A 22,781-nucleotide genomic window follows, 5' to 3' on the forward strand; every position below is an offset into this window, starting at 1 on the left:
TCCTGACCTGCGGCGATGCTCTCGATGAAGCTTCGCTGAAGATGTGATCGCGGTCCGGTAACGTTCCGCGCGTCGTATTCACCTGGCGTGGCCGATGCTGTACATTGCGGACTTTTTCCGTATCTTGCTTGTGTGGGTCGGCACTCGAAGCCCCAAGAGCGGCGCAATCCATCGGTAGTCCTCGGAGCTTTCCTCGCCCCTGCGGCGGTGCTTCTCGTCGCGAAGGCAGACGGAGGACCGGTCGCCGAACCGGGCGACGTACGACCGGTCGCCCAGCAGGCACCCGAGCCGGTCGTCGCACCGGAGAAACCCTGTTGCGTCGAGATCGTGGCAGCCCCCGGCGCACCGACCGCGCACCTGACCGCACCGCAGCCCGGAGCGGCGGCGGACTCGGTGGAGCTGGTGTCGGCGTCACGGTGGCGCGTGGTCAGCCCGACGCTGCCGGCCGGTGTGGCGCCGGAACGCGGACTGCAGGTCCGCACCATCCTGACCGCCCGCAGCATCAGCGCCGTGTTCCCGGAGATCGACGACATCGGCGGTGTGCGGTCCGACGCGTTGCGCTGGCATCCCAACGGTCTGGCGCTCGACGTGATGATCCCGAACCCGACATCGGCCAACGGCATCGCACTCGGCAACGCAATCGTGGCCTATGTCCTGCAGAACGCCGAGCGGTTCGGCATCCAGGACGCCATCTGGCGCGGCAAGTACTACACCCCCGGCGGTGTGCGCGCCGGCGGGTACGGCCACTACGACCACGTCCACATCACCACCACAGGCGGCGGCTACCCGACCGGCCGCGAGCAGTACCTCCGCTGAGTGCCCCCACCAGGGCTCGAACCTGGGACCTGCGGATTAAAAGTCCGTAGCTCTACCAACTGAGCTATAGGGGCTTGATGCCTTGAAAGGATAGCGTGTGGTGCGGGTTTGAGGATTTGGCCTCCGTACCCTAAGCTATCGAAGCTCCCAACGACACGAGCGTTGCGAGTACCCCGGAGAGATTCGGCTGGGCCCCCTTCGTCTAGCGGCCTAGGACGCCGCCCTTTCAAGGCGGTAGCGCGGGTTCGAATCCCGTAGGGGGTACGCGTAGCGACCATGGAAGTGGGAGTTGCACAAGGTAGTACGAGTAAGGCCCTGTGGCGCAGTTGGTTAGCGCGCCGCCCTGTCACGGCGGAGGTCGCGGGTTCGAGTCCCGTCAGGGTCGCCATCACGGCGAGGCACTTTTTTTCAGTGATCGGTGCCGTCCGGCCAGGTAGCTCAGTTGGTACGAGCGTCCGCCTGAAAAGCGGAAGGTCGCCGGTTCGATCCCGGCCCTGGCCACCATGACCACTACAGGATCGCGTCCGACCGCCGTGGCGGCGGCGTTGTCCGTGATCTTTTCCCTGCTGGTCGCCCCCTCCGCCGCGGCGCAGCCGCACAGCACCCTGACGGATCTGGTCGATGCGACCGCACGCCGGCTCGAGGTGGCCGACCCGGTCGCGCTGACCAAGTTCCACAACGGCCAGCCGGTCAAGGACCCGCAACGCGAGCAGCAGGTGATCGACGCGGTCTCGGCCGAGGCGTCCGCCCTCGGCGCCGACCCGGCATTGGTCACGACGGTGTTCCGTGACCAGATCGACGCGTCCGTCGGCATCCAGTACGCGCGGCTGTCGCAGTGGACGCTGGACCCCGCGTCCGCGCCGGCACCCGCCGAAGACCTGAGTTCGTCGCGGGCGGTCCTGGACGCGGTGAACCGCGAACTGGTCACCCTGATCGCCGACCAGCGCGGTGCGTTGCGGTCGCCGCAGTGCCCGGCCGAACTGGACCGCGCCCGGGACACCGTCGCGCAGGCGCGCGCGTTCGACCCGCTCTACCGGCAGGCGCTCGATACGGCCACCCGGAACTACTGCCGCTGACGTGCAATCATGTCCTCCGACATGACAAGCAACGGTTTCCGTCAGCGGCTGCTCGACGCGCTCGAAGCCTCGATCGCCGAGGACGGCTACGCCAAGACCACCGTCGCTGACATCGTCCGTCGGGCCCGCACCTCCCGTCGCACTTTCTACGAGCACTTCGACAGCCGGGAAGCCTGCTTCATCGAGCTGCTCTCCGACGCGAACGCCGAACAGGTGCGGCAGATCTCCGAGGCCGTCGACGTCACCGCGCCGTGGCAGAAGCAGGTGCGGCAGGCGGTCGAGGCCTGGATCGCCACCGGCGAGGCCCGCCGCGCGCTGATGCTGAGCTGGATCCGCGACGTGCCCTCGCTCGGCGCCGCGGCCCGCGGTCTGCAGCGCGAGGCGCTGGAAGCTTTCATCGGCATGGTCGACGCGATCTCTGCGACCGATGAGTTCCGGGCCGCCGGGGTCAGTCCCATCTCGCGGCAGCGGGTCATCATGCTGCTCGGCGGTCTGCGCGAGCTGACGGCCATCACCGTCGAGGAGGGCGGCCAGCTCGGCGACGTCACCGACGAGGCGGTCGAGGCGTCCATCGCATTATTGAGCCACGCCGGATCCTGAGCAGGCTATCGTCTCGCCATGGCAACCCGAGACTCCCGCGAGGTCGTGATCGAAGCGACGCCCGACCAGATCCTCGACGTGATCGCCGATGTCGAGAACACCCCCTCGTGGTCCCCGCAGTACCAGGAGGCCGAAGTTCTCGAACGGTTCGACGACGGCCGTCCCAAGAAGGTCAAGATGAAGGTCAAGGCGGCCGGACTGACTGACGAGCAGGTGCTCGAGTACACCTGGGGCACAGACAAAGTGACATGGACGCTGGTGTCCGCCGGCCAGCTGAAGGCACAGGACGCGGGCTACACGCTGACTCCCGAGGGCAACGCGACGCGGGTGCGGTTCGACATGGCGCTCGATCTCGCGGTTCCGCTGCCGGGGTTCGTGGTCAAGCGCGCCCTCAAGGGCGGCATGGAAACTGCCACCGACGGCCTGCGCAAGCAGGTGCTCAAGGTCGCCAAAGGCTGATTACACGTGTTTGCAGAATTAGCTGGGCAAACTTCTGCGCGAGGATGCCGACCGCGCTAACATTTGCCGGTATGGCGGTCCGGGCGAGCAGCGAGACGGTGATCGAGGCGCCACCGCAAGCGATCCTCGACGCGCTTGCCGACGTGGAGGACATCACCTCCTGGTCGGCGCTGCACAAGGACGCCGAAGTGCTCGACCGTCACCCCGACGGCCGTCCGCACCGCGTGAAAGCCACGGTCAAGATCATGGGGATCAGCGACAAGGAAATCCTCGAGTACCACTGGGGTGACGACTGGGTGGTGTGGGACGCCGCCAGCACCCTCGGGCAGCGGGGCCAGCACGGCGAATACAACCTCACGCCCATCGGAGAGGACCACACCCGGGTGCGGTTCGACCTGATTCTCGACCTGGCTGCGCCGGTTCCGGATTTCCTGCTCAAGCGGGCCCGCAGGATGGTGCTCGACGTCGCGCTCGAAGATCTGCGGCGCCGCGTGCTCAGTACCTCGTCGCGCTAGCGCAGCGCCTGCAGTCGCCGGATGCCTTCGTCGAGGGTGTCCTCGCGCTTGCAGAATCCGAAACGCACCAGATGCTTCCATTGGTCGGCGTGCGCGGCAGCGGGGTCGCAGAACGCCGTCATCGGGATGGCGGCCACGCCGACCCGCTTCGGGAGGTCTGCGCAGAACTGCGCGCTGTCGTGGTAGCCCAGCGGACGGGGGTCCGCGCACAGGAAGTAGGTGCCTGCGCTGGCGTGCACCTCGAAACCGATGTCGCGCAACGCCGCTCCCAGTTTGTCGCGTCGAGATTGCAGCGAGTCGCGGAGCGCGGCCACCCAGGCGTCCTCGGTGGCCAGCGCCTGCGCGACGGCGGGCTGGAACGCCGACCCGCCCACATAGGTCAGATACTGCTTGGCGGCGCGCACACCGGCGATGAGGTCCCTTGGCCCGCAGGCCCATCCGATCTTCCAGCCCGTGACGTTGAACATCTTGGCCGCACTGGAGATGGTGATGGTGCGTTCGGCCATTCCGGGGTAGTCGGCCAGCGGAAGATGCGAGCGGCCGTCGAAGACCAGATGCTCGTAGACCTCGTCGGTGATCACCAACAGATCTGCTGCCACTGCGAGCTCGGCGATGGCGCGCAACTCGTCGTCGGTTGCCACCATGCCGGTCGGGTTGTGCGGCGAGTTCACGATCAACGCCTTGGTGTTCGGTGTCACGGCGGCGCGCAGCGCGTCGACGTCGATGGCGAACCCGTTGCCTGCTGTGGTCAGCGGAACCGCGCGGCGGTGGCAACCGGCCATGGCGATCACGGGGGAGTAGGAGTCGTAGAACGGTTCGATCAGCAGGATCTCCGAACCCGGCTCGACGAGGCCGAGCACCGACGCCGCGATGGCCTCCGTTGCGCCGACCGTCACCAGGATCTCGCTGTCCGGGTCGTATTCGGTGCCGTAGCGACGCTTGCGCTGCCCGGCGATCGCCTGACGCAGCGCCGGGATGCCCAGTCCGGGCGGGTACTGGTTGACGCCCTCGGCGATGGCTTGTCGCGCGGCCTCGAGCATCGCCGCCGGTCCGTCCTCGTCCGGGAAGCCCTGGCCGAGATTGACCGCGCCGAGCTCGGCGGCCAGCGCCGACATCTCGGCGAAAATCGTCACCGCGTACGGCTGCAACCGTGGAACCGTCACGGCTTCGAAGCCTAGCGCTGCACTCAGGTGGCGAAGAGCCGCCCGGTGCGGGTTTCGTGCCGCATACCGCTGATCTCGAGTGCCGGGGCGGTGCTCCACACGTCGTCGACGTCGCGGCGGCAGGCCTGCTCGGCCAGTTCGACGAGCTCGGCGGCGGCACCGGCCTGGATGCGTTGGCTCTGCAACGGTCCCAGCCGCCCCAGCCGCACCGCTGCGCTGAGCATGGTGGCGAGCATCGACCGGATCGACCCGAGCACCGAGGTGTGTTGCGGGATGCCCAGCGCCGCCTGCAGCGCGCCGTCGACCACCGCGCTGTGCCCGGGAGTGGCGCCGTCCCGCACTGAGGCAAGATAACGCGACCCGTCGGCCAGACCGACGTGGCCGGCGGCGGTGGCGAGTTGCCGGCCGGCCGACTCCGACGCGGTGCGGGCGTTGTCGAACAGCTTGTAGCTCGCGGTGAGCTCGTCGAGTCCGCACAACGCATCGAGGTCGGGGTCCGCTCGCCACGCCGCGGCGGTGATCGTCGCATCCAGTGGCGCGAAACCGTGGCCCAGGTACTGCAGGGCGACGGCGGCGATGTCGTCGGGTCCGGCATCGGAGTGCTGGGACAGCCATTGCTCCAGGCCGTTGCTGTGCACCATTCTTCCGGCGGGAAAGGCGCTGTCCTGCAATTGCATCCACAGCGCCAGCGCCACCGCCGGATCAGTGGTGGTGGCCGGCACGGGAATCCGCTGACGTGCGCGACCACCCCTGGGTCGCCATCGGGACGGCCGTGACGGCGCCGACGACACCGAGGTCGGCCAACAGTTCCTCGGCAGCCGAGGCGCTGGTGAACAGCGGCGCAGCGAGCTGCTCGTCGCCGACGTCGATGGGCGCATGCTGGTTGCCCAGCAGATGACCCAGCAGCAGCATTCGCCGCGCACCGTGCACGCCGTCGTTGTCGGCGAACCGCACGGTGATGGCCGGCTCCGGTGGCCGGCGCACCACGACGATGTGGTCGCCGTCGTCGGCGAGCACCGCGCCGTCGCGCAGGAAGCTGCCCCGGGGCAGCTTGATCTCGACGCGTACGCCGTCGTCGGTGGTCACCACCTGGCGGTGTTTGGCGGCATCGCCCCAGCTGATGTCGACGTGCCGGCGGCGCCGCCGGTGGAATCGCAGCTCATCGTGGTCTCCGAGGATCGACTCGACCTTCACGTGGTCTCCTTTCCCTGCGTCGCGAGCAGTGCCGCGCGGGCGGTGTCGAACAACTGGCGGCGCGCGCGGTGCAATTCCGGCGCGCCCGGCGCCGTGAGACGGACGAACACCCCGGCCTGACGAGGGAGGCGGCCGGCCCCGGCCGAACAGTCTGTGAATCCGTCGAGCAATCCGCGTAGGTCCTCCAGCAGCGGCTCGGTGGCCTGACCCGGTGCGACGACGACGAAGGTGGCCAGGTAGTCGTCGTCGAGCAACCGGTCCGGTGCCTGTGTGGGGCGAATCAGCTGGCGGTCCCGTGCCGCCGGATGCCCGTCGATCCGCAGCACGAATGCCGCGTCGTAGCAATCGAATTCGTATCGCTCGCTGTGTGCGATGCGGCCCGCGGCCAGCGCCTCCCAGCCCAGGTAGACACCCCCGGTGTCGACATCGACGTCGATCCGCTGCGTGAACCGGGAATCCCGGTGCGGAATCACGGTGCCCGGGTAGTACTCCAGCACCGCACCGGCGCGCACCCGCAGCGTCACCTGATGGCGGGCGCCGTGGCCGTCACCGGCGAACACCTGTGTGGCCGACTGCGTGGTCAGGTGCAGATGAGTGCCCGTGTCACAGTGCACCTCGGTGCGCAGCGTGTCGTCGGAAAACGCTCCGCCGCTGGGGCTTTGGATGCACAGCGTCGCTGCCCCCGGGAATTGTGGGTCGCATCGCAGCGGCATCGTCACGCGCTGCGGGTAGCGCTGCCGCAGCAACGCGGTCCGGGTGTTGCCGTGCGCGTCGGCGACGACGTCGACGACGAGCTCGCCGGGACGTATCGACGGCGGCGCGATCACCGGGGACTGACCGCCAGCATCGCCCCGTCGAGCAGCTGCGCGGTCAACTCGTCGAGACCCGTGCCCGACCGCAGGTCGGTGAACACCGTCGGTTTGACCGGGCGTGCCAGCGCGCAGTCACGGCGCATCCGGTCCAGGTCCGCGCCGACCAGCGGTGCGAGGTCGATCTTGTTGACCACCAACAGGTCCGCCTGCAGAAGTCCGATGCCGTTCTTGCGCGGGATGTCGTCGCCGGCCGCGGTGTCGATGACGAAGATCCAGTAGTCGACCAGGTCTGAGGTGAAGGTCGCGGCCAGGTTGTCGCCGCCGGATTCGATCAGGATCAAGTCCAGGTCATCGAAGCGGCGGCACAGCCGCTCGGCCGCAGCCAGATTCGCCGACGGATCCTCCCGGATGGCGGTGTGCGGACATGCGCCGGTCTCCACCGCCAGCACCCGTTCAGGGTCGATGACGCCGCTGCGCCGGACCCGCTGGGCGTCCTCGTCGGTGACCAGGTCGTTGGTGATGACCGCGACGCTGAGACCGGCGGCGGACAGCTTCGGGACCAGAGTCTCCACCAACCGGGTCTTGCCCGACCCGACGGGCCCGCCGATGCCGATCCTGACTACCTCTGCCATGGCATGCTCCTCGTCATTTCAGGGTGTAGCGACGGCCCAGCGGCACCTGGCTCATCGGGGTGCTAACGCACGGCTGCCCGTCGACGGTGACGCGGTAGGTGTCGGGCTCGATGCTGATCTCGGGCAGGTAGTCGTTGTGCAGCAGGTCGGCCTTGGTGAGCGCGCGCGCTCCGCGACAGACCACCAGCCGGGTGTCGAGGCCCAGCCGGTCGGCCAGACCGCTTCCGACTGCGTCGCGACCCACGAAGTTGACCGACACGTCGGCCGGGGTCTTCCCGAACGCGGCCCACTGGGGCCGGTAGCGCAGCGGCTCACACGTCATCAGCGAGGCGTTGGCCTCACCCATCACCGACCAGGCGGGGAAGCCGCCCTTGAACACCACCTCCGGCCGGATACCGAAGAACTTCGGTTCCCACAGCACGATGTCGGCGAGCTTGCCCGGCTCCAGCGAGCCGACTTCGTGGTCGATGCCGAACAGCTTCGCCGGGTTGATGGTGAGCTTGGCGACGTAGCGCAGGATGCGCGCGTTGTCGGCGCCGGTCCCGATGTCGGCGGGCAGTGCACCCCGCGTGGCGCGCATGTGTGACGCCAATTGCCAGGTGCGCGCGATGGTTTCGCCGATGCGGCCCATGCCCTGTGAGTCCGATCCCATCGCCGAGATCGCGCCCAGGTCGTGCAGCACGTCCTCGGCGGCGATGGTTTCGCGGCGGATCCGCGACTCGGCGAACGCGACGTCCTCGGGGATGCGCGGATTGAGATGGTGACACACCATCACCATGTCGAGGTGCTCGTCGAAGGTGTTGAGTGTGTACGGGTTCGTCGGGTTGGTCGAAGACGGCAGGCAGTGCGGTTCGCCGACGACGCGCATGATGTCCGGTGCGTGTCCGCCGCCGGCGCCCTCGGCGTGGTAGGTGTGGATCGCGCGGCCGCCGATCGCGGCCATGGTGTCCTCGAAGAAGCCGGACTCGTTCAGCGTGTCGGTGTGGATCTGCACCTGCAGGTCGAGTTCGTCTCCGGCGTCGAGGGACGCGCGGATGGCCGCCGGGGTGGCGCCCCAGTCTTCGTGGATCTTGAATCCGATCGCGCCCGCGAGACCCTGCTCGATCAGCGGCGCGGTGCTCGACGCGCTGCCGTTGGCGATGAACCCGAAGTTCATCGGGAACGCCTCGGCGGCACGCAGCATGCGGGCCAGGTTGGTGGGGCCCGACGAGGTGATGCCGACGGTCACCGGTCCCAGCCCGCCACCGATCATGGTGGTGACGCCGCTGGAGATCGCTTCCTCGACCAGTCCGGCGCTGTCGAAATGGACGTGCACGTCGATCGCTCCGGCGGTGGCGATCATGCCCTCGCCGGACCGGATGTCGGTGCCTGCGCCGATCACCAGTTTCGGGTCGACGCCGTCCATCGTGCGCGGGTTGCCCGACTTGCCGATCCCGGCGATGCGACCGTCCCGAATGCCGATGTCGGCCTTTCGGATTCCCAGCACCGCATCGATGATCAGGACGTTGGTGATGACGAAGTCCAGCGCGCCGTCACCGTTGGTGATGTCGCCGTGCACGGCCATGCCTTCGCGCATGGTCTTGCCGCCACCGAACATCGACTCGTCGCCGTAGACCGTCGCGTCGTGCTCGACCTTGGCCAGCAGTTCGGTGTCGGCCAACCGGACCCGGTCACCGGTGGTCGGACCGTACAGCTCGGCGTAGTGACGCCGGGAGATGCGATGCGCCATGTCAGGCCTCCTGCGTCGAGTCGAGGAAGCCCTGCGCGCGCAGCGACGCCATGAGCTCGTCAGATGGGGGAGAAGATGTCGCGCCGTTGGTGACGTCGTTCTGTCCGACCACGGTGCGGTCACCGCCGTAGGTGGTCAACGTGACCTCCTGCGCTTCACCGGGTTCGAACCGCACGGCGGTCCCGGACGGGATGTCCAGGCGCATCCCGAAGGTGGCCGCCCGGTCGAACCGCAACGCGCGGTTGACCTCGAAGAAGTGAAAGTGCGAACCCACCTGGATCGGTCGGTCGCCGGTGTTCTGCACCGTCACCGTGGCGACCGGCCTGCCGGCGTTGAGCTCGAGTTCACCTTCCGCGGGCAGGATCTCGCCCGGAACGACGGCCGTGACGTCGGTCGCCGTGCCGGGTCCGATCGCTTCGTGGACTGTGACCAGCTTCTGGCCGTCTTCGAAGAACGCCTCGACCTGAACGGATCCGAGTAGCGCCGACACCCCGGGCAGCACGTCGTCGTCGGTCAGGATCGACGCGCCGTGGGCGGCGGCCGCGGCGACCGTCGCTCCGGCGCGGGCCGCCTCGACCACTTCGTCGGCGATCAGCGCGCGGGCTTCGGCGTAGCTCAGTGCCAGTCCGGCGTTGCGGTGTTTACGGGCCAGTTCGGCGGCCAGGAACAGCAGCAGCCGGTCTTCGTCTTTGGGAGTCAGGTGCATGATGTCAGCCTGTGATGCTCGCGGCCCACGGGTAGCTGCGCAGGTAGGGGTCCGGTTCGATCGGCTGCGGCGACTCCCACACCTGGTGGATCAGCCCGTCGTCGCCGACGCGTCCGATCCTGGCGGTCTTGGTGACGTGGTGGTTTTCGCCGTCGACGGTCATGGTGCCTTCGGGCGCATCCACGGACACACCGTCGGCGGCCTGCTGGATGTCGGCGACCTTGAACGAATCCGCCTTCTCCACAGTCGCTTTCCACAGCAGGACGGCAGCGTAGGCGCTTTCCATCGGGTCGGAGGTCACCCGGTCGGCGCCGAAACGTTCCTTGAAGTCGGCGACGAACGTCGTGTTCTGCGGTGTGTCGAGTGTCTGGTAGTAGTTCCACGACGACAGCTGCCCGGTCAAGGTGGCAGCACCGATGCTGCGCACCTCCTCCTCGCCGACGCACATCGACATCACCGGCATGGATTCGGCGGTCAGTCCGGCGCTGCGGTACTCCCGGAAGAACGCGACCAGGGAGTCGCCGACCACCACATTGAAGACGGCGTCGGCGTCGGCGGAACGGATCTTGTTGACGATCGTGGAGAAGTCGGTGCTGCCCAGCGGGGTGTAGTCCTCGCCTTTGATCTCGATGCCATTGGCCGCGGCGTAGGCCTTGACGATCGCGTTGGACGTGCGCGGGAACACGTAGTCGCTGCCCACCAGGTACAGCGACTTGACGCCTTGTTCCTTGAGGTAGTCCAGCGCTGGGATGATCTGTTGGTTGGTGGTGGCGCCGGTGTAGAAGATGTTGGGGGAGTCTTCCAGGCCCTCGTACTGCTGGCCGTAGTACAGCAGCGCGTTGGCATCTTCGAACACCGGCAGCATCGCCTTGCGGCTGGCCGATGTGTAGCCGCCGAAGACCGCTGCGACGCAGTCGGATTGCACCAGCTTCTGCGCCTTCTCCGCGAACAGGGTGGGCTCGGAGGCGCCGTCCTCGGACAGCAGTTGCAGTTGCTTGCCCAGCACACCGCCCGAGGCGTTGATCTGCTCGACGGCCATCACGATCGCGTCGTGGATGACCGACTCGCTGACCGCCAGGCCGCCGGACAGTGAGTTGATGGCGCCGACTTTCACCGTGTCGCCGGAGGTGTCGGCGCAGCCCTCCCGGGCGGCGGCGGCGGTGTCGTCGCCGGCCCTGCTCCCGCAGCCGGCCGCGAGTAGGGCGGCTGCTGCGGCCAGGGCGAGGGTGGAACGCCGCAGCCGGCGCGTGGAACTCCGCCGGGACCGGCGCGTCGTGCTCAGTGAGGACCGGATCATGGTGCTGTGCCTTTGCTTTCTGGCGGACGGACGTGTCGTCGTGGTTGGTGCCGTCAGAGTAGGAAGTGTCCGGCCGCGCTCACCATGGGAGGAATCTCCCATTTGCCGCACCAGTTTTCGAGGCCGCCCCACGGGCGAAACATGCCCGAAACGTGGCGTGCCGATGATGTCCGGGATGACCGGCCACTATGCCGCGGTGCTCGACAGCACCGCCGGGATCGACACGCGAGCACACGACATGCTCGACGCGCTGCGTGCGCGCGCGGGGTCGTCGGCCTCGGCGATCAGCCTGTGGGACCCGATCGCGCAGAGGCACGTCACGGTCGCCAATCACGACTATCCCGACCCGGTGATGGACCACCTCAACACCTGGTTCATCGACCACGATCCGCTGTTCGACTCGATGTGCCGACGCGACCTCGGGGCGCTGCGGTGGCGGGACTTCCCCGACTACCGCACCAGTTACTCGGTGACGGCGGTGTTCGCCCCGGCCGGATTCGACGAAGGACTGTCGGCCCGGTTGGTCACCGCCGACGGACACTACGCCGGCACCATCCACGTCAACTGTGACGACGCCCGCTATCCCAGCGACGACGATGTCCGCGAGATCAACGCCCTACGCCGACAGATGGCCGACTACCTGGACTTCTCGGTGCGGCCCCGTCAGGTCGCCGAGCTGTTGGCGCCCGAGGCGCAGGCGTGGGCAGTCGACGAGATCGGACGCGCGCACCTGCTCCGGCCGGGCGCACAGTTCGAATGTCCGGTGGACGCGGCACTGGTCACCGACATGACGATGGCGCACCAGATGGTGGGCGGTCCCTTCCGCCCGGAGGCGACGCGCTGGCACGACGGAACGTCGTGGCTGCACGTGCGTCACCTGGCCACCGCACCGCGTTACGCGGGAGACAGCCTCAGCGGGCTGCTGTTGGTCGCGCGTGCGGACCTGCCCTTCGGGATCACCCCGCGCGAGCTCGACGTGCTGACCCTGGCCGCGCTCGGCCTGACCAACAACCAGATCGCGGCCCGGCTGTTCATCAGTGCGCGCACCGCAGGCCATCACATGGAGAATGCGACCGTCAAACTCGGTGCCGCCAACAGGGCCTCGTGTGTCTCCCTGGCGATGCTGTGGGGTCTGGTGTCGGGCCGTGTGTTGGCCGACCGGGACGCCGCGACCGCGATCGGGAAACCGGCCTGAGTTCTGTGATGCAGCATCGGCGTCGCTCCCCGCTGCTGGACAAGGTGGTGGTCAGCGGACCGGGCGGATCCCAGCAGACGATCGTCGACGAGTTGCGCAGGGTGATCCTGGAAGGGCAGGCCCCGCCCGGAACCGCCGTACCTCCTGCCGAGGTGGCCGAGGTGTTCGGGGTCAGTCAGATCCCGGTGCGCGAGGCGCTCACCACGCTGATCGGTGAAGGGTTGGTGGCGCACCGCCGCCACGGTGGGTACACCGTGGCACAGCTGACCGCGCGCGAGCTCAGCGAAATGTATGTCGTACGGGCATCATTGGAGTCGGCGGCGCTCGCGGTGGCAGTGCACAACGCCTCCGACGGTGATCTGGCCACCGCGACCGCAGTGAACGGCGAACTGACACTGGCGATCACGCAGGACGACGCGTTGACCTTCCATCGGCAGAGCCGCAGTTTCCACATGGCCCTGGCGCAGCCGTGCGGCATGCACCGCCTGCTGCACATGCTCGAGATGGCCTGGAACGTCACCGAGCCGGTGCAACCCATGGTGCACACGTCGCCGGCGGACCGTGTTCTGCTGCAACACGATCACGATGACATGTTGGCCGCGTTCGTCGCCGGCGACAGCGCACAACTCCTCGCGACTGCCCAACGCCACGCGAAGCGCCTCAACGAGGTCATCGCCACCTTGCCCGTCGACGCCGGTCTGTTGGCGGACGAGAATATATTTCCCCTGCAATAGCGGCATATCGCGACCGAAACCTCGCCGCAATACGTTCTCCATACCGTCACTGCATCTTGCCTCTCCAGGACCGGAGGAACCTGCCGTGACCGAGATAGCCGCCCAATCAGAAGCCACAGAACTACCACCCGGCGTGAGGATCGGCGCCGACGACATCGTGGAAGCCGCCGGCCATCCGGTCGGCGGAGGCGTCATCAAACCGGAATACGACCCACGGCTGACCAACGAAGACCTGGCTCCGCTGGGTCGGCAGCGATGGACGTCCTACAACATCTTCGCGTTCTGGATGTCGGACGTGCACAGCGTCGGTGGGTACGTGACTGCCGGCAGCCTGTTCGCGCTCGGGCTGGCCAGCTGGCAGGTGTTGGTGGCGCTGCTGGTCGGCATCACCATCGTGTACTACTTCTGCAACCTGGTGGCCAAACCCAGCCAGAAGGCCGGCGTGCCGTACCCGGTGATCTGCCGGACCGTGTTCGGCGTGCTGGGCGCCAACATCCCGGCGATCATCCGCGGCTTGATCGCGGTGGCCTGGTACGGAATTCAGACCTACCTCGCGTCGGCGGCACTCGACATCGTGCTGCTCAAGCTTTTCCCCGGGCTGATGCCGTACGCGCAGGTCGAGAACTACGGGTTCGCCGGACTGTCGCTGCTGGGGTGGTGCAGCTTCCTGCTGCTGTGGGTGCTGCAGGCCTGCGTGTTCTGGCGGGGTATGGAGTCGATCCGCAAGTTCATCGACTTCTGCGGACCCGCCGTCTATGTCGTGATGTTTGTGCTCTGCGGCTACCTGATCTACCGGGCCGGGTGGGGTGCGATCGACATGAACCTCGGCGGCGTGACGTACACGGGCTGGTCATCGTTGCCGGTGATGCTCGGCGCCATCGCACTGGTGGTGTCCTACTTCTCCGGGCCGATGCTCAACTTCGGCGACTTCTCGCGCTACGGCAAGTCGTTCGCCGCGGTGAAACGCGGTAACTTCCTGGGCCTTCCGATCAACTTTCTGCTGTTCTCGGTGTTGGTGGTGGTAACGGCGTCGCTGACCGTGCCCGTCTTCGGCGAGCTGATCACCGACCCGGTGGAAACCGTCGCACGCATCGACAGCACATTCGCAATCGTCCTGGGCGCGTTGACCTTCACGATCGCCACGATCGGCATCAACATCGTGGCCAACTTCATCAGCCCCGCGTTCGACTTCTCGAATGTCAGCCCGCAGCGCATCAGCTGGCGCATGGGTGGCATGATCGCCGCGGTCGGTTCGGTGTTGATCACGCCGTGGAACCTCTACGCCAACCCGGAGGTCATCCACTACACCCTGGAGACACTGGGCGCGTTCATCGGTCCGCTGTTCGGTGTCCTGATCGCCGACTACTACCTGGTGCGCAAGCAGAAGGTCGAGGTCGACGATCTGTTCACCATGGACGAAGACGGAAAGTACTGGTACACCAAGGGATACAACAAGGTTGCGATCGTCGCGACGGTCGTGGGAGCAGTGCTGGCCGTCATCCCGGTGCTGCTGGGCGGCAGCGTGACCGGCATGTCCGCGGCAGCTCAGTACAGCTGGTTCATCGGGTGCGGTGTGGGCTTCGGCGTGTACTACCTGCTCGCGACCCGCGACAAGCTGGTTGCCGCGTCGGTGTCGTGACCAGGATCTGGGTGATCAACCCGAATACCACCGCATCGATGACCGCCGGGATCGGCCGCTGCGCCCAGGCAGCGGCCGGTCCCGGCACCCTCGTGACGGCTGTGACATCGGAGTTCGGGCCACCGTCCATCGAAAGCCACTACGACGAAGCGATGAGCGTGCCCGGGCTCCTCGAGGCCGTCCGCCGCGGGGAAGCCGCCGGGGCGGACGGTTTCGTCATCGCCTGTTTCGGCGACCCGGGCCTGGACGCCGCACGCGAAGTCGCCACCGGACCGGTGATCGGCATCGCCGAAGCCGCGATGCACACCGCCAGCCATCTCGGCGGCGGCTTCAGCGTGGTGACCACCCTGGCCCGCACCCTCGGTCGCGCGCGCGAGTTGGCGCACCGCTACGGGATGGAACGGCACTGCCGTGGCTTCCACGCGTGCGAGCTACCCGTCCTCGACCTCGAGACCGATCCGATGGCCCGCAAGATCGTCACTGAAGCCTGTCGGGAGGCCGTCGAATCCGACGGGTGCGACGCGATCGTGCTCGGCTGTGCCGGCATGGCGGACATGTGCACGGCCGTCTCCGAAGAGATCGGTGTGCCGGTCGTCGACGGCGTCGCCGCGGCCACGCTGACCGTGCAGTCCCTGGTGCGGATGGGCCTGCGCACCGGTAAGCGTGGTGAATTCGCACCGCCGCCGCCGAAGGCCTACACCCGACGGCAGTGAACTCACCTCCCGTGGTGGGTCCGCCAGTGCTCGGCGATCTCGATGCGCCGGGCGATCCACACCCGATCGTGAGACTGCACGTGGTCCAGGAATCGTTGCAGCGCAGCGGTTCTGGCAGGTCGGCCGATCAGGCGGCAATGCAGCCCCACCGACAGCATCTTCGGGGCGCCGGCCAATCCCTCGGCGTAGAGCACGTCGAACGCATCGCGCAGGTGCGCGAAGAACTCCACTCCCGTAGCGAACCCGGCCGCTGAGGCGAACCGCATGTCGTTGGTGTCGAGGGTGTAGGGCACCACCAGGTGATCGGTGTCGCGCACCCGGACCCAGTACGGCAGGTCGTCGGCGTAGGAGTCCGAGTCGTAGACGAAACCTCCGTGCTCGACCACCAGCTCGCGGGTGTTCGGCGAGTCGCGGCCGGTGTACCAGCCCAACGGTGCCGCGCCGGTGAGCTCGCGCAGGATCGCGACGGCCTCGGCCATGTGCGCGCGCTCGGTGTCCTTGTCGACGGATTGGTAGGAGCACCAACGCAAGCCGTGACACGCGATCTCGTGGCCGAGCTCGGTGAACGCGGCGACAGCCTCCGGATTGCGCTGCATGGCACGGGCCACCGCGAAGATGGTCAGCGGCAGCTCGCGCTGCTCGAAAACCCGCAACACCCGCCACAGCCCGGCGCGCGAACCGTACTCGTACAACGATTCCATGCTCATGTGGCGATTGGAGAAGGGTTCGGCCGGAGTGATCTCGGACAGGAACGTTTCCGAGGCAGGGTCCCCGTCGAGGACGCAATTCTCTGCACCCTCTTCGTAATTCAGCACGAACTGCACGGCGATGACTGCTCCGTCCGGCCACCGTGGGTCAGGTGGATGGGACCCGTAACCGACCATGTCGCGGGCGTAGGCGGTCATGCCAGGTCACCGAACATCCGCAGCCGGGCCAGGCCACCGTCGGGATAGATGTCCAAACGCGCCTCGTGCACCGGCGTATCAACGTCGACCAGAAAGCGGTGACGGGTGTCGGGCAGCAGCTCCGTGCGGGGCAAGACCGGTACCCAGCTGCCGTCGGCGGTCAACCCCGTCAACGACGCCGCCTGCGGGCTGTTGCCGAGGAAGTACGAGGTGTCGAGCTCCACCAGCCGCACCCGCCCGAGCCCCGCCAGCCGCAGCCGGACCCAGTCGTTGCCGCCCTCGCGGCGGCGCGCGGTTTCCCAGCCGTCGCCCATCGTCCGCGGCACGCCCGGGAAGATCAGATGCTGGGGAGAGCTGTAGAAGCGGTTCGAGCAGTCCAGAACCAGCCCGCCGTTTTCCAGCGCCGCGAGGTCCAGTGGGCCGATCCCCACAAATCGCGGGTCGGGACGACCCTCGCCGTGCACCCGCAACCGGGCGACTCCGCCGTCGGGAAATATGCGCAGGCGCACGTGCGTCCAGCGTCGCTCGGAGTGCACCTCGAACGGATTGAGACTGTCTCCGTTGGTCTTTGCGCGCGCGACGATGCTGTGCCAGTCGGGGTGGTCGGCCAGTTGGGCAGCGGTCGGGTACCCCTCGACCTCCAGTGCCTCCACCGATATCTCGGCCGGGTAGTTTCCCGTGAACCACGCGGTGTCGACCACCACGCCGCGGACCACCCCGGGCACACCAAGGCGGATGATGGCCTCGTCGTTACCGGGTGTGCGCCGACGCCGGGTCTCCCACCCGTCGTAGATCTGGCCGCGGTGACCGAAGTTGGCCGGCCGGTAACCCGCCGGCCCCGGCATGATCAGGTTCTCCTTCTCGGCGAACGTGTCGTCGTTGGCGTACACCACCGCTCCACCCACCGTGCGCAGCGCGAGATCGGGCAGCCAGGAGAACTCGGGCGGTGATTGCATCTGCTCATCGTCACAGAACCGGCGGCCCGCGTCGTGTCGAAGAATGTCGGGTGTGCGAGGGCGCTGCGGTGGGAACAGGGGAGGCATGGCTACTTACCGCGTGCTCAATCCCAAGGGTGAAGTCGTCGAGACCAAGGACATCGAGAGCGCCGATGACGCCCACGCATGGTTCGTGGACAACAAGGCCGACTACGGCGAACTGGGTTGGCGCATGGAGGTCGAACACGACGGCGAATGGTCGTTCTTCGACAGCAGCGAGGGTTCACCCGACTAGTCCGGGCCCGTATCCCCGCGAGCAGACACAAACTCGCACGGTCCTGGTCTGGAGCGTGCGAGTTCACGTCTGCTCGCGAGACCTCCAGGAGGCCCAACCAAGCGGTTGGGCGAGGCTGCTAGCATCGCGCAAGAGGAGCAGCCTCCCGCGGGTGTGCCCGCGAAACCCTGAACAGGACCTGGAGAACACATGTCCGAAGAAGCCTTCATCTATGAAGCCATCCGCACCCCGCGCGGCAAGCAGCGCGGCGGAGCCCTGAACGAAATCAAGCCGGTCAACCTGGTCGTCGGCCTGATCGACGAGATCCGCACCCGCTACCCCGACCTCGACGAGAACCTGATCAGTGACCTGATCCTGGGCGTCGTCTCCCCGGTCGGCGACCAGGGCGGCGACATCGCCCGCACTGCCGGTCTCGTGGCCGGCCTGCCCGAGACCACCGGTGGTGTGCAGCTCAACCGGTTCTGCGCCTCCGGCCTGGAGGCCGTGAACATGGCCGCGCAGAAAGTGCGCTCCGGCTGGGACGATCTGGTGCTCGCCGGCGGCGTCGAATCCATGAGCCGCGTGCCGATGGGATCCGACGGCGGCGCCTGGGCGTCGGACCCGGAGACCAACTACCGCATCGGCTTCGTCCCGCAGGGCATCGGTGCCGATCTGATCGCGACCATCGAGGGCTTCTCCCGCGAAGACGTCGACGCCTACGCGGCGCGCTCACAGGAGCGTGCGGCCGCGGCCTGGTCCGGCGGCTACTTCGCCAAGTCCGTGGTTCCGGTCAAGGACCAGAACGGCTTGGTCGTGCTCGACCACGACGAGCACATCCGTCCCGGCACCACGGTCGAGAGCCTCGGCAAGCTGAAGCCCGCGTTCGAGGGCGTCGGCGCGATGGGCGGCTTCGACGACGTGGCGCTGCAGAAGTACCACTTCGTCGAGAAGATCAACCACGTCCATACCGGCGGCAACTCCTCGGGCATCGTCGACGGCGCCGCGCTGGTGCTGATCGGATCCGAGGCTGCCGGCAAGTCGCAGGGGCTGACCCCGCGGGCGCGCATCGTCGCGACGGCCACCTCCGGTGCGGACCCGGTGATCATGCTGACCGGTCCGACGCCGGCGACCAAGAAGGTGCTCGACCGTGCCGGTCTGACCGTCGATGACATCGACCTGTTCGAGCTCAACGAGGCGTTCGCCTCGGTGGTGCTGAAGTTCCAGAAGGATCTCGGCATCCCCGACGAGAAGCTCAACGTCAACGGTGGCGCCATCGCGATGGGGCACCCGCTGGGCGCCACCGGCGCCATGATCACCGGAACCATGGTCGACGAGCTGGAGCGCCGCGGCGCTCGCCGTGCGCTGATCACGCTGTGCGTCGGCGGCGGCATGGGCGTGGCCACCATCATCGAGCGCGTCTGAGCACGGGTCTGAAGGGACTGAAAAGACATGGCAGAGAACACCATCAAGTGGGACAAGGATGCCGACGGCATCGTCACCCTGACACTGGACGACCCGACCGGGTCAGCCAATGTGATGAACGAGCACTACAAAGAATCGATGCACAACGCCGTAGAACGGCTTGTGGCAGAGAAGGATTCGATCACCGGTGTGGTGATCGCCAGCGCCAAGAAGACCTTCTTCGCCGGCGGTGATCTCAAGGGCATGATGAACGTCGGCCCGGACAATGCGGCCGAGTCCTTCGCCGAGGTCGAGTTCATCAAGGCCGACCTGCGCAAGCTCGAGACGCTGGGCAAGCCCGTCGTGGCAGCCATCAACGGCGCCGCCCTCGGCGGCGGTCTGGAGATCGCGCTGGCCTGTCACCACCGCATCGCCGCCGACGCCAAGGGTGTGGTCATCGGTCTGCCCGAGGTCACCCTGGGCCTGCTGCCCGGTGGCGGCGGTGTCGCCCGCACCGTGCGCATGTTCGGCATCCAGAAGGCCTTCATGGAGGTGCTGAGCCAGGGCACCCGCTTCAAGCCCGGCAAGGCCAAGGAAATCGGGCTGGTCGACGAGCTCGTCAGCTCGGTCGACGAGCTGATCCCCGCCGCCAAGGCGTGGATCAAGGCCAACCCCGACGCGCACACCCAGCCGTGGGACCAGAAGGGCTACAAAATGCCCGGCGGCACCCCGTCGCACCCGGGACTGGCCGCGATCCTGCCGTCGTTCCCCGCGCTGCTGAAGAAGCAGCTCAAGGGCGCACCGATGCCCGCGCCGCGCGCCATCCTCGACGCTGCCGTCGAGGGCGCGCAGGTCGACTTCGACACCGCGTGCCGCATCGAGAGCCGGTATTTCACCACGCTGGTCACCGGCCAGACCGCCAAGAACATGATCCAGGCGTTCTTCCTGGATCTGCAGGCCATCAACGGTGGCGCATCGCGGCCCGACGGCATCGAGCCGGTCAAGATCAACAAGATCGGTGTGCTGGGCGCGGGCATGATGGGCGCCGGCATCGCCTACGTCTCGGCGAAGGCCGGCTTCGACGTCGTCCTCAAGGACGTCTCGCAGGAAGCCGCCGACAAGGGCAAGGGCTACTCCGAGAAGCTCGAGGCCAAGGCGCTCGAGCGCGGTCGCACCACGAAAGAGAAGTCCGACGCGCTGCTGGCCCGGATCACCCCGACCGCCGATGCGGCCGATCTCAAGGGTGTCGACTTCGTGATCGAGGCCGTCTTCGAGAACCAGGAACTCAAGCACAAGGTGTTCCAGGAGATCGAGGACATCGTCGAGCCCAACGCGCTGCTGGGCTCCAACACCTCCACGCTGCCGATCACCGGTCTGGCGACCGGCGTGAAGCGCCAGGAGGACTTCATCGGGATCCACTTCTTCTCCCCGGTCGACAAGATGCCGCTGGTGGAGATCATCAAGGGCGAGAAGACCTCGGACGAGGCGCTGGCCCGGGTGTTCGACTACACGCTGGCCATCGGCAAGACCCCGATCGTGGTCAACGACAGCCGCGGCTTCTTCACCTCTCGTGTCATCGGCACCTTCGTCAACGAGGCGTTGGCGATGCTCGGTGAGGGTGTGCCGGCGGCCAGTATCGAGCAGGCCGGTTCGCAGGCCGGCTACCCAGCGGCGCCGCTGCAGCTCTCCGACGAGCTCAACCTCGAGTTGATGCAGAAGATCGCCACCGAGACCCGCAAGGCAGCCGAGTCCACCGGTGCGACCTACGAGCCGCATCCGGCCGAGGCCGTCGTCAACAAGATGATCGAGATCGGTCGGCCCAGCCGCTTGAAGGGCGCGGGTTTCTACGAGTACGTCGACGGCAAGCGTGTCGGCCTGTGGCCGGGTCTGGCCGAGACCTTCGAGTCGGGCAAGGCTGACATCCCGCTGCAGGACATGATCGACCGGATGCTGTTCGCCGAAGCCCTCGAGACACAGAAGTGCCTCGACGAGGGTGTGCTGACCTCGACCGCCGACGCGAACATCGGCTCCATCATGGGCATCGGCTTCCCGCCGTACACCGGTGGCAGCGCGCAGTTCATCGTGGGCTACCAAGGTGAGCTCGGCGTCGGCAAGGAGGCCTTCGTGGCCCGGGCCAAGCAGCTGGCCGAACGCTACGGCGAGCGGTTCAACCCGCCCGCATCGCTCACGTCGTAAAACTCGCAAGACGCGAAGCCCCTGCTCCGGCAGGGGCTTTCGTGTTCTGCGGTGGTGTCAGTAGCGGGTGCGCGACTGGTCGGGCGGCAGCACGCCGTGGGCCAGGCCATTCCCGGCGTGGATGCCGGCAACGAAAGCGCTCACCGCGTTGAAGCTGCTCGCTTGGGTCCCGGTCGGGCGATGCCGCGGCCAGGGCCAGGGTCGTGTGAAGGACATGCCATCAGGATGCCGACCACAGGGCGGCACCGACAGGGGCTCGGGTGCCGAGCGTCGACAAAATACTGACAATCCTGTTGGAGGTATCCGGCACAATGGCCGGCGTGGGCGAGACCTTCACCGAGAAGTTCGCGGCCGGCCTGGCCGGATACGGCGACGGCCCATGCATCGAGTTCGAAGGCCGCTGGTACTCCGGTCGTGAAGTGAGTGCCTACGGCGAGGCAATCGCCGCCGCGCTCGACGAGGCCGGTGTGCCGCGCGGCGTACCCGTCGGGCTTGTCGTGCGCAACCGCCTGCAGCACGCCGCGGCGATCGTCGGCTTCCTCGCGGCCGGGCGGCCGGTGTCGATGATCTACTCCTTCCAGTCGGCGCAGGCGATCGCCGACGACATCGAGAAGCTCGCGCTCGCCGCGATCATCGCCGACCGGCAGGACTGGTCGACCGAAGCCGTCGCGGCCGCAACCCGGGCGGGCAGCGCCGGGATCGCGATCGACCTGTCAGAACCGACGGTCACCACCGTCGCGCATCGCGATCCGGCACGAGCGCACGCGCGGGCCGAACCCGACGTCGCCCTGCAGATCCTGACCAGCGGCACCACCGGCCCACCGAAGCGGCAGGAGATCAAAGCCGCGGTACTGGAGCGCACGGTGTTCAGCGTGACCAGCGGGGAGAAAGCCGCACCTGACGCCCCGCCGGAGTTCGCGTACTGGCAGTTCGGCGGTATCGGTGTCTGCCAGTTGATCGCCGGTATCTACAACGGCCGGCGCATCGTCATGCTCGAACGCTTCACCGTCGACGGGTACGTCCACGCAATCAAGACCTACCGCATCGCACGATCAGGTGTGCAGCCCGCGGTGATCCGCATGCTGCTCGACGCCGACGTCGCCAAAGAAGACCTGGCCTCCCTCGAGTTCCTGATCAGTGCGTCGGGACCGCTGGATCCTGAAACCCGCGACGAGTTCGAGAGCCGCTACGGCATACCCGTCCGGTTGGCATACGGTGCAACGGAATTCGCCGGTTCGCTGTGCGCCTGGACCCCGGAGATGATCGCCGAGTTCGGCGACGCCAAACGCCACAGCGTGGGCCGGGCACTACCCGATACCGAACTGCGCATCGTCGACCCCGACACCGGACTGCAAGTGGAGGCCGGGAAGCAGGGACTGCTGGAAGCCAAGGTCGCACCCATCAGTCCGGATTGGATCCGGACGACGGATATCGCCAGCGTCGACGAGGACGGGTTCGTCACGTTGCACGGACGCGCCGACGGGGCCATCAACCGCGGTGGCTTCAAAGTGCTGCCCGAAGAGGTGCGACGCGTGTTGATCTCTCACCCGGACGTGCGTGACGCGTGCGTGGTCGGCGTGCCCGACACCCGGCTGGGACAGGTGCCGTTCGCCGCCGTGGAGGTGCCGTCCGAAGTGCACGCACCCTCGGCAGAGGAGCTCGAAGCCTTTGTCCGGCAACATCTACCCGCGTACAACGTGCCGGTCGGTTTCGTCGTCGTCGAGGAGCTGCCCCGCAACCCGGCGCTGAAAGTGAGCCTGCCCGCCGTCGCCGCGCTGTATCCGGGGTGA

24 protein-coding genes and 4 tRNA genes are annotated in these 22,781 nt (G+C 67.4%); 16 read left to right on the forward strand and 12 right to left on the reverse strand.

Annotation, left to right across the window (positions count from 1 at the left end; all coding sequences use genetic code 11):
* Positions 1-132: 132 nt before the first annotated feature.
* Entirely contained in the window at positions 133-816 is a 684-nt protein-coding gene (locus ACQI46_RS23525) for a hypothetical protein (RefSeq protein ID WP_427096465.1), read from the forward strand.
* A 1-nt stretch (position 817) separates the two neighbouring features.
* Here ACQI46_RS23525 and ACQI46_RS23530 read toward each other — a convergent pair.
* Positions 818-890, reverse strand: a tRNA-Lys gene (locus ACQI46_RS23530).
* Positions 891-1,007: 117 nt separating this feature from the next.
* Between ACQI46_RS23530 and ACQI46_RS23535 the strand changes: the two genes are divergently transcribed.
* From ACQI46_RS23535 to ACQI46_RS23565, 7 genes are all read left to right on the forward strand, one after another.
* Positions 1,008-1,080: transfer RNA gene (locus ACQI46_RS23535), tRNA-Glu, on the forward strand.
* Positions 1,081-1,127: 47 nt separating this feature from the next.
* A tRNA-Asp gene (locus tag ACQI46_RS23540) sits at positions 1,128-1,204 on the forward strand.
* Positions 1,205-1,243: 39 nt separating this feature from the next.
* A tRNA-Phe gene (locus ACQI46_RS23545) sits at positions 1,244-1,320 on the forward strand.
* Positions 1,320-1,892: a chorismate mutase gene (locus ACQI46_RS23550; protein WP_427096466.1), complete on the forward strand. Its 573-nt coding sequence runs from the start codon at positions 1,320-1,322 to the stop codon at positions 1,890-1,892. The genes ACQI46_RS23545 and ACQI46_RS23550 overlap by 1 nt, the downstream gene beginning before the upstream one ends.
* Positions 1,893-1,901: 9 nt before the next feature.
* Positions 1,902-2,492: a TetR/AcrR family transcriptional regulator gene (locus ACQI46_RS23555; protein ID WP_427096467.1), complete on the forward strand. Its 591-nt coding sequence runs from the start codon at positions 1,902-1,904 to the stop codon at positions 2,490-2,492.
* Positions 2,493-2,510: 18 nt separating this feature from the next.
* Complete coding sequence (locus ACQI46_RS23560; RefSeq protein ID WP_427096468.1) at positions 2,511-2,951, forward strand: SRPBCC family protein; 441 nt, start codon at positions 2,511-2,513, stop codon at positions 2,949-2,951.
* A gap of 71 nt (positions 2,952-3,022) precedes the next feature.
* Complete coding sequence (locus ACQI46_RS23565; RefSeq protein ID WP_427096469.1) at positions 3,023-3,466, forward strand: SRPBCC family protein; 444 nt, start codon at positions 3,023-3,025, stop codon at positions 3,464-3,466.
* Here the strand turns inward: ACQI46_RS23565 and ACQI46_RS23570 are convergent.
* From ACQI46_RS23570 to urtA, 8 genes are read right to left on the reverse strand one after another with little or no spacing between them, the layout of a single operon-like run.
* Positions 3,463-4,629, reverse strand: a complete 1,167-nt coding sequence (locus ACQI46_RS23570) for a pyridoxal phosphate-dependent aminotransferase (protein ID WP_427096470.1) — start codon at positions 4,627-4,629, stop codon at positions 3,463-3,465. The two genes, ACQI46_RS23565 and ACQI46_RS23570, sit on opposite strands and share 4 nt — an antisense overlap.
* Positions 4,630-4,652: 23 nt before the next feature.
* Positions 4,653-5,351, reverse strand: a complete 699-nt coding sequence (locus ACQI46_RS23575; protein ID WP_427096471.1) for an urease accessory protein UreF — start codon at positions 5,349-5,351, stop codon at positions 4,653-4,655.
* Entirely contained in the window at positions 5,332-5,823 is a 492-nt protein-coding gene (locus ACQI46_RS23580) for an urease accessory protein UreE (protein ID WP_427096472.1), read from the reverse strand. The genes ACQI46_RS23575 and ACQI46_RS23580 overlap by 20 nt, the downstream gene beginning before the upstream one ends.
* Complete coding sequence (locus tag ACQI46_RS23585) at positions 5,820-6,647, reverse strand: urease accessory protein UreD (protein WP_427096494.1); 828 nt, start codon at positions 6,645-6,647, stop codon at positions 5,820-5,822. The genes ACQI46_RS23580 and ACQI46_RS23585 overlap by 4 nt, the downstream gene beginning before the upstream one ends.
* Entirely contained in the window at positions 6,647-7,267 is a 621-nt protein-coding gene (ureG, locus tag ACQI46_RS23590; RefSeq protein ID WP_427096473.1) for an urease accessory protein UreG, read from the reverse strand. Before ureG ends, ACQI46_RS23585 begins: the two co-directional genes overlap by 1 nt.
* A 13-nt stretch (positions 7,268-7,280) precedes the next feature.
* A complete protein-coding gene (gene ureC / locus ACQI46_RS23595; protein ID WP_427096474.1) occupies positions 7,281-8,996 on the reverse strand; it encodes an urease subunit alpha in 1,716 nt (571 codons plus the stop codon).
* A gap of 1 nt (position 8,997) precedes the next feature.
* Complete coding sequence (locus ACQI46_RS23600; RefSeq protein ID WP_427096475.1) at positions 8,998-9,702, reverse strand: urease subunit beta; 705 nt, start codon at positions 9,700-9,702, stop codon at positions 8,998-9,000.
* Between the two features lie 4 nt (positions 9,703-9,706).
* On the reverse strand, positions 9,707-10,999 hold the full coding sequence (gene urtA, locus ACQI46_RS23605; RefSeq protein WP_427096476.1) for an urea ABC transporter substrate-binding protein: 1,293 nt from the start codon (positions 10,997-10,999) through the stop codon (positions 9,707-9,709).
* 175 nt (positions 11,000-11,174) lie between these two features.
* Between urtA and ACQI46_RS23610 the strand changes: the two genes are divergently transcribed.
* The 4 genes from ACQI46_RS23610 (at position 11,175) to ACQI46_RS23625 (ending at position 15,280) form a co-directional block, all read left to right on the forward strand.
* Positions 11,175-12,194, forward strand: coding sequence for a LuxR C-terminal-related transcriptional regulator (locus ACQI46_RS23610; RefSeq protein WP_427096477.1), 1,020 nt, complete (start codon positions 11,175-11,177; stop codon positions 12,192-12,194).
* Between the two features lie 8 nt (positions 12,195-12,202).
* Positions 12,203-12,928, forward strand: a complete 726-nt coding sequence (locus ACQI46_RS23615; protein ID WP_427096478.1) for a GntR family transcriptional regulator — start codon at positions 12,203-12,205, stop codon at positions 12,926-12,928.
* Between the two features lie 94 nt (positions 12,929-13,022).
* A complete protein-coding gene (locus ACQI46_RS23620) occupies positions 13,023-14,567 on the forward strand; it encodes an NCS1 family nucleobase:cation symporter-1 (RefSeq protein WP_427096495.1) in 1,545 nt (514 codons plus the stop codon).
* The gene (locus ACQI46_RS23625) at positions 14,564-15,280 is read left to right on the forward strand and encodes an aspartate/glutamate racemase family protein (protein ID WP_427096479.1); all 717 of its coding nucleotides are present in this window, start codon (positions 14,564-14,566) and stop codon (positions 15,278-15,280) included. Before ACQI46_RS23620 ends, ACQI46_RS23625 begins: the two co-directional genes overlap by 4 nt.
* Positions 15,281-15,282: 2 nt before the next feature.
* Here the strand turns inward: ACQI46_RS23625 and puuE are convergent, their stop codons facing one another.
* The gene (gene puuE / locus ACQI46_RS23630) at positions 15,283-16,185 is read right to left on the reverse strand and encodes an allantoinase PuuE (RefSeq protein ID WP_427096480.1); all 903 of its coding nucleotides are present in this window, start codon (positions 16,183-16,185) and stop codon (positions 15,283-15,285) included.
* A complete protein-coding gene (gene alc / locus ACQI46_RS23635; protein ID WP_427096481.1) occupies positions 16,182-17,141 on the reverse strand; it encodes an allantoicase in 960 nt (319 codons plus the stop codon). Before alc ends, puuE begins: the two co-directional genes overlap by 4 nt.
* 85 nt (positions 17,142-17,226) lie before the next feature.
* Here alc and ACQI46_RS23640 point away from each other — a divergent pair, with 85 nt between their 5' ends.
* From ACQI46_RS23640 to ACQI46_RS23650, 3 genes are all read left to right on the forward strand, one after another.
* Complete coding sequence (locus ACQI46_RS23640; protein ID WP_427096482.1) at positions 17,227-17,415, forward strand: hypothetical protein; 189 nt, start codon at positions 17,227-17,229, stop codon at positions 17,413-17,415.
* 189 nt (positions 17,416-17,604) lie between these two features.
* Positions 17,605-18,816 (forward strand): acetyl-CoA C-acetyltransferase, encoded by a 1,212-nt coding sequence (locus ACQI46_RS23645; protein WP_427096483.1) that lies wholly within the window; start codon positions 17,605-17,607, stop codon positions 18,814-18,816.
* Between the two features lie 27 nt (positions 18,817-18,843).
* The gene (locus ACQI46_RS23650) at positions 18,844-20,991 is read left to right on the forward strand and encodes a 3-hydroxyacyl-CoA dehydrogenase NAD-binding domain-containing protein (RefSeq protein ID WP_427096484.1); all 2,148 of its coding nucleotides are present in this window, start codon (positions 18,844-18,846) and stop codon (positions 20,989-20,991) included.
* 57 nt (positions 20,992-21,048) lie between these two features.
* On the opposite strand, the gene ACQI46_RS23655 is transcribed toward ACQI46_RS23650, so the two are convergent.
* Positions 21,049-21,207, reverse strand: a complete 159-nt coding sequence (locus ACQI46_RS23655) for a hypothetical protein (protein ID WP_427096485.1) — start codon at positions 21,205-21,207, stop codon at positions 21,049-21,051.
* A gap of 95 nt (positions 21,208-21,302) precedes the next feature.
* On the opposite strand from ACQI46_RS23655, the gene ACQI46_RS23660 reads away from it, so the two are divergent.
* Positions 21,303-22,781: a class I adenylate-forming enzyme family protein gene (locus tag ACQI46_RS23660; protein WP_427096486.1), complete on the forward strand. Its 1,479-nt coding sequence runs from the start codon at positions 21,303-21,305 to the stop codon at positions 22,779-22,781.

This window comes from Mycobacterium sp. SMC-4 (assembly GCF_050205565.1).
GTDB lineage: Bacteria > Actinomycetota > Actinomycetes > Mycobacteriales > Mycobacteriaceae > Mycobacterium.

Excerpts from the sequence above, each read along its gene's own strand:
- ACQI46_RS23550 (WP_427096466.1), top strand. The coding sequence starts at position 1,320 with ATGACCACTACAGGATCGCGTCCGACCGCCGTGGCGGCGGCGTTGTCC.
- ACQI46_RS23555 (WP_427096467.1), top strand. The coding sequence starts at position 1,902 with ATGTCCTCCGACATGACAAGCAACGGTTTCCGTCAGCGGCTGCTCGAC.
- ACQI46_RS23560 (WP_427096468.1), top strand. The coding sequence starts at position 2,511 with ATGGCAACCCGAGACTCCCGCGAGGTCGTGATCGAAGCGACGCCCGAC.
- ACQI46_RS23565 (WP_427096469.1), top strand. The coding sequence starts at position 3,023 with ATGGCGGTCCGGGCGAGCAGCGAGACGGTGATCGAGGCGCCACCGCAA.
- ureG (WP_427096473.1), bottom strand. The coding sequence starts at position 7,267 with ATGGCAGAGGTAGTCAGGATCGGCATCGGCGGGCCCGTCGGGTCGGGC.
- ureC (WP_427096474.1), bottom strand. The coding sequence starts at position 8,996 with ATGGCGCATCGCATCTCCCGGCGTCACTACGCCGAGCTGTACGGTCCG.
- ACQI46_RS23600 (WP_427096475.1), bottom strand. The coding sequence starts at position 9,702 with ATGCACCTGACTCCCAAAGACGAAGACCGGCTGCTGCTGTTCCTGGCC.
- urtA (WP_427096476.1), bottom strand. The coding sequence starts at position 10,999 with ATGATCCGGTCCTCACTGAGCACGACGCGCCGGTCCCGGCGGAGTTCC.
- ACQI46_RS23610 (WP_427096477.1), top strand. The coding sequence starts at position 11,175 with ATGACCGGCCACTATGCCGCGGTGCTCGACAGCACCGCCGGGATCGAC.
- ACQI46_RS23615 (WP_427096478.1), top strand. The coding sequence starts at position 12,203 with ATGCAGCATCGGCGTCGCTCCCCGCTGCTGGACAAGGTGGTGGTCAGC.
- puuE (WP_427096480.1), bottom strand. The coding sequence starts at position 16,185 with ATGACCGCCTACGCCCGCGACATGGTCGGTTACGGGTCCCATCCACCT.
- alc (WP_427096481.1), bottom strand. The coding sequence starts at position 17,141 with ATGCAATCACCGCCCGAGTTCTCCTGGCTGCCCGATCTCGCGCTGCGC.
- ACQI46_RS23640 (WP_427096482.1), top strand. The coding sequence starts at position 17,227 with ATGGCTACTTACCGCGTGCTCAATCCCAAGGGTGAAGTCGTCGAGACC.
- ACQI46_RS23645 (WP_427096483.1), top strand. The coding sequence starts at position 17,605 with ATGTCCGAAGAAGCCTTCATCTATGAAGCCATCCGCACCCCGCGCGGC.
- ACQI46_RS23650 (WP_427096484.1), top strand. The coding sequence starts at position 18,844 with ATGGCAGAGAACACCATCAAGTGGGACAAGGATGCCGACGGCATCGTC.
- ACQI46_RS23655 (WP_427096485.1), bottom strand. The coding sequence starts at position 21,207 with ATGTCCTTCACACGACCCTGGCCCTGGCCGCGGCATCGCCCGACCGGG.
- ACQI46_RS23660 (WP_427096486.1), top strand. The coding sequence starts at position 21,303 with ATGGCCGGCGTGGGCGAGACCTTCACCGAGAAGTTCGCGGCCGGCCTG.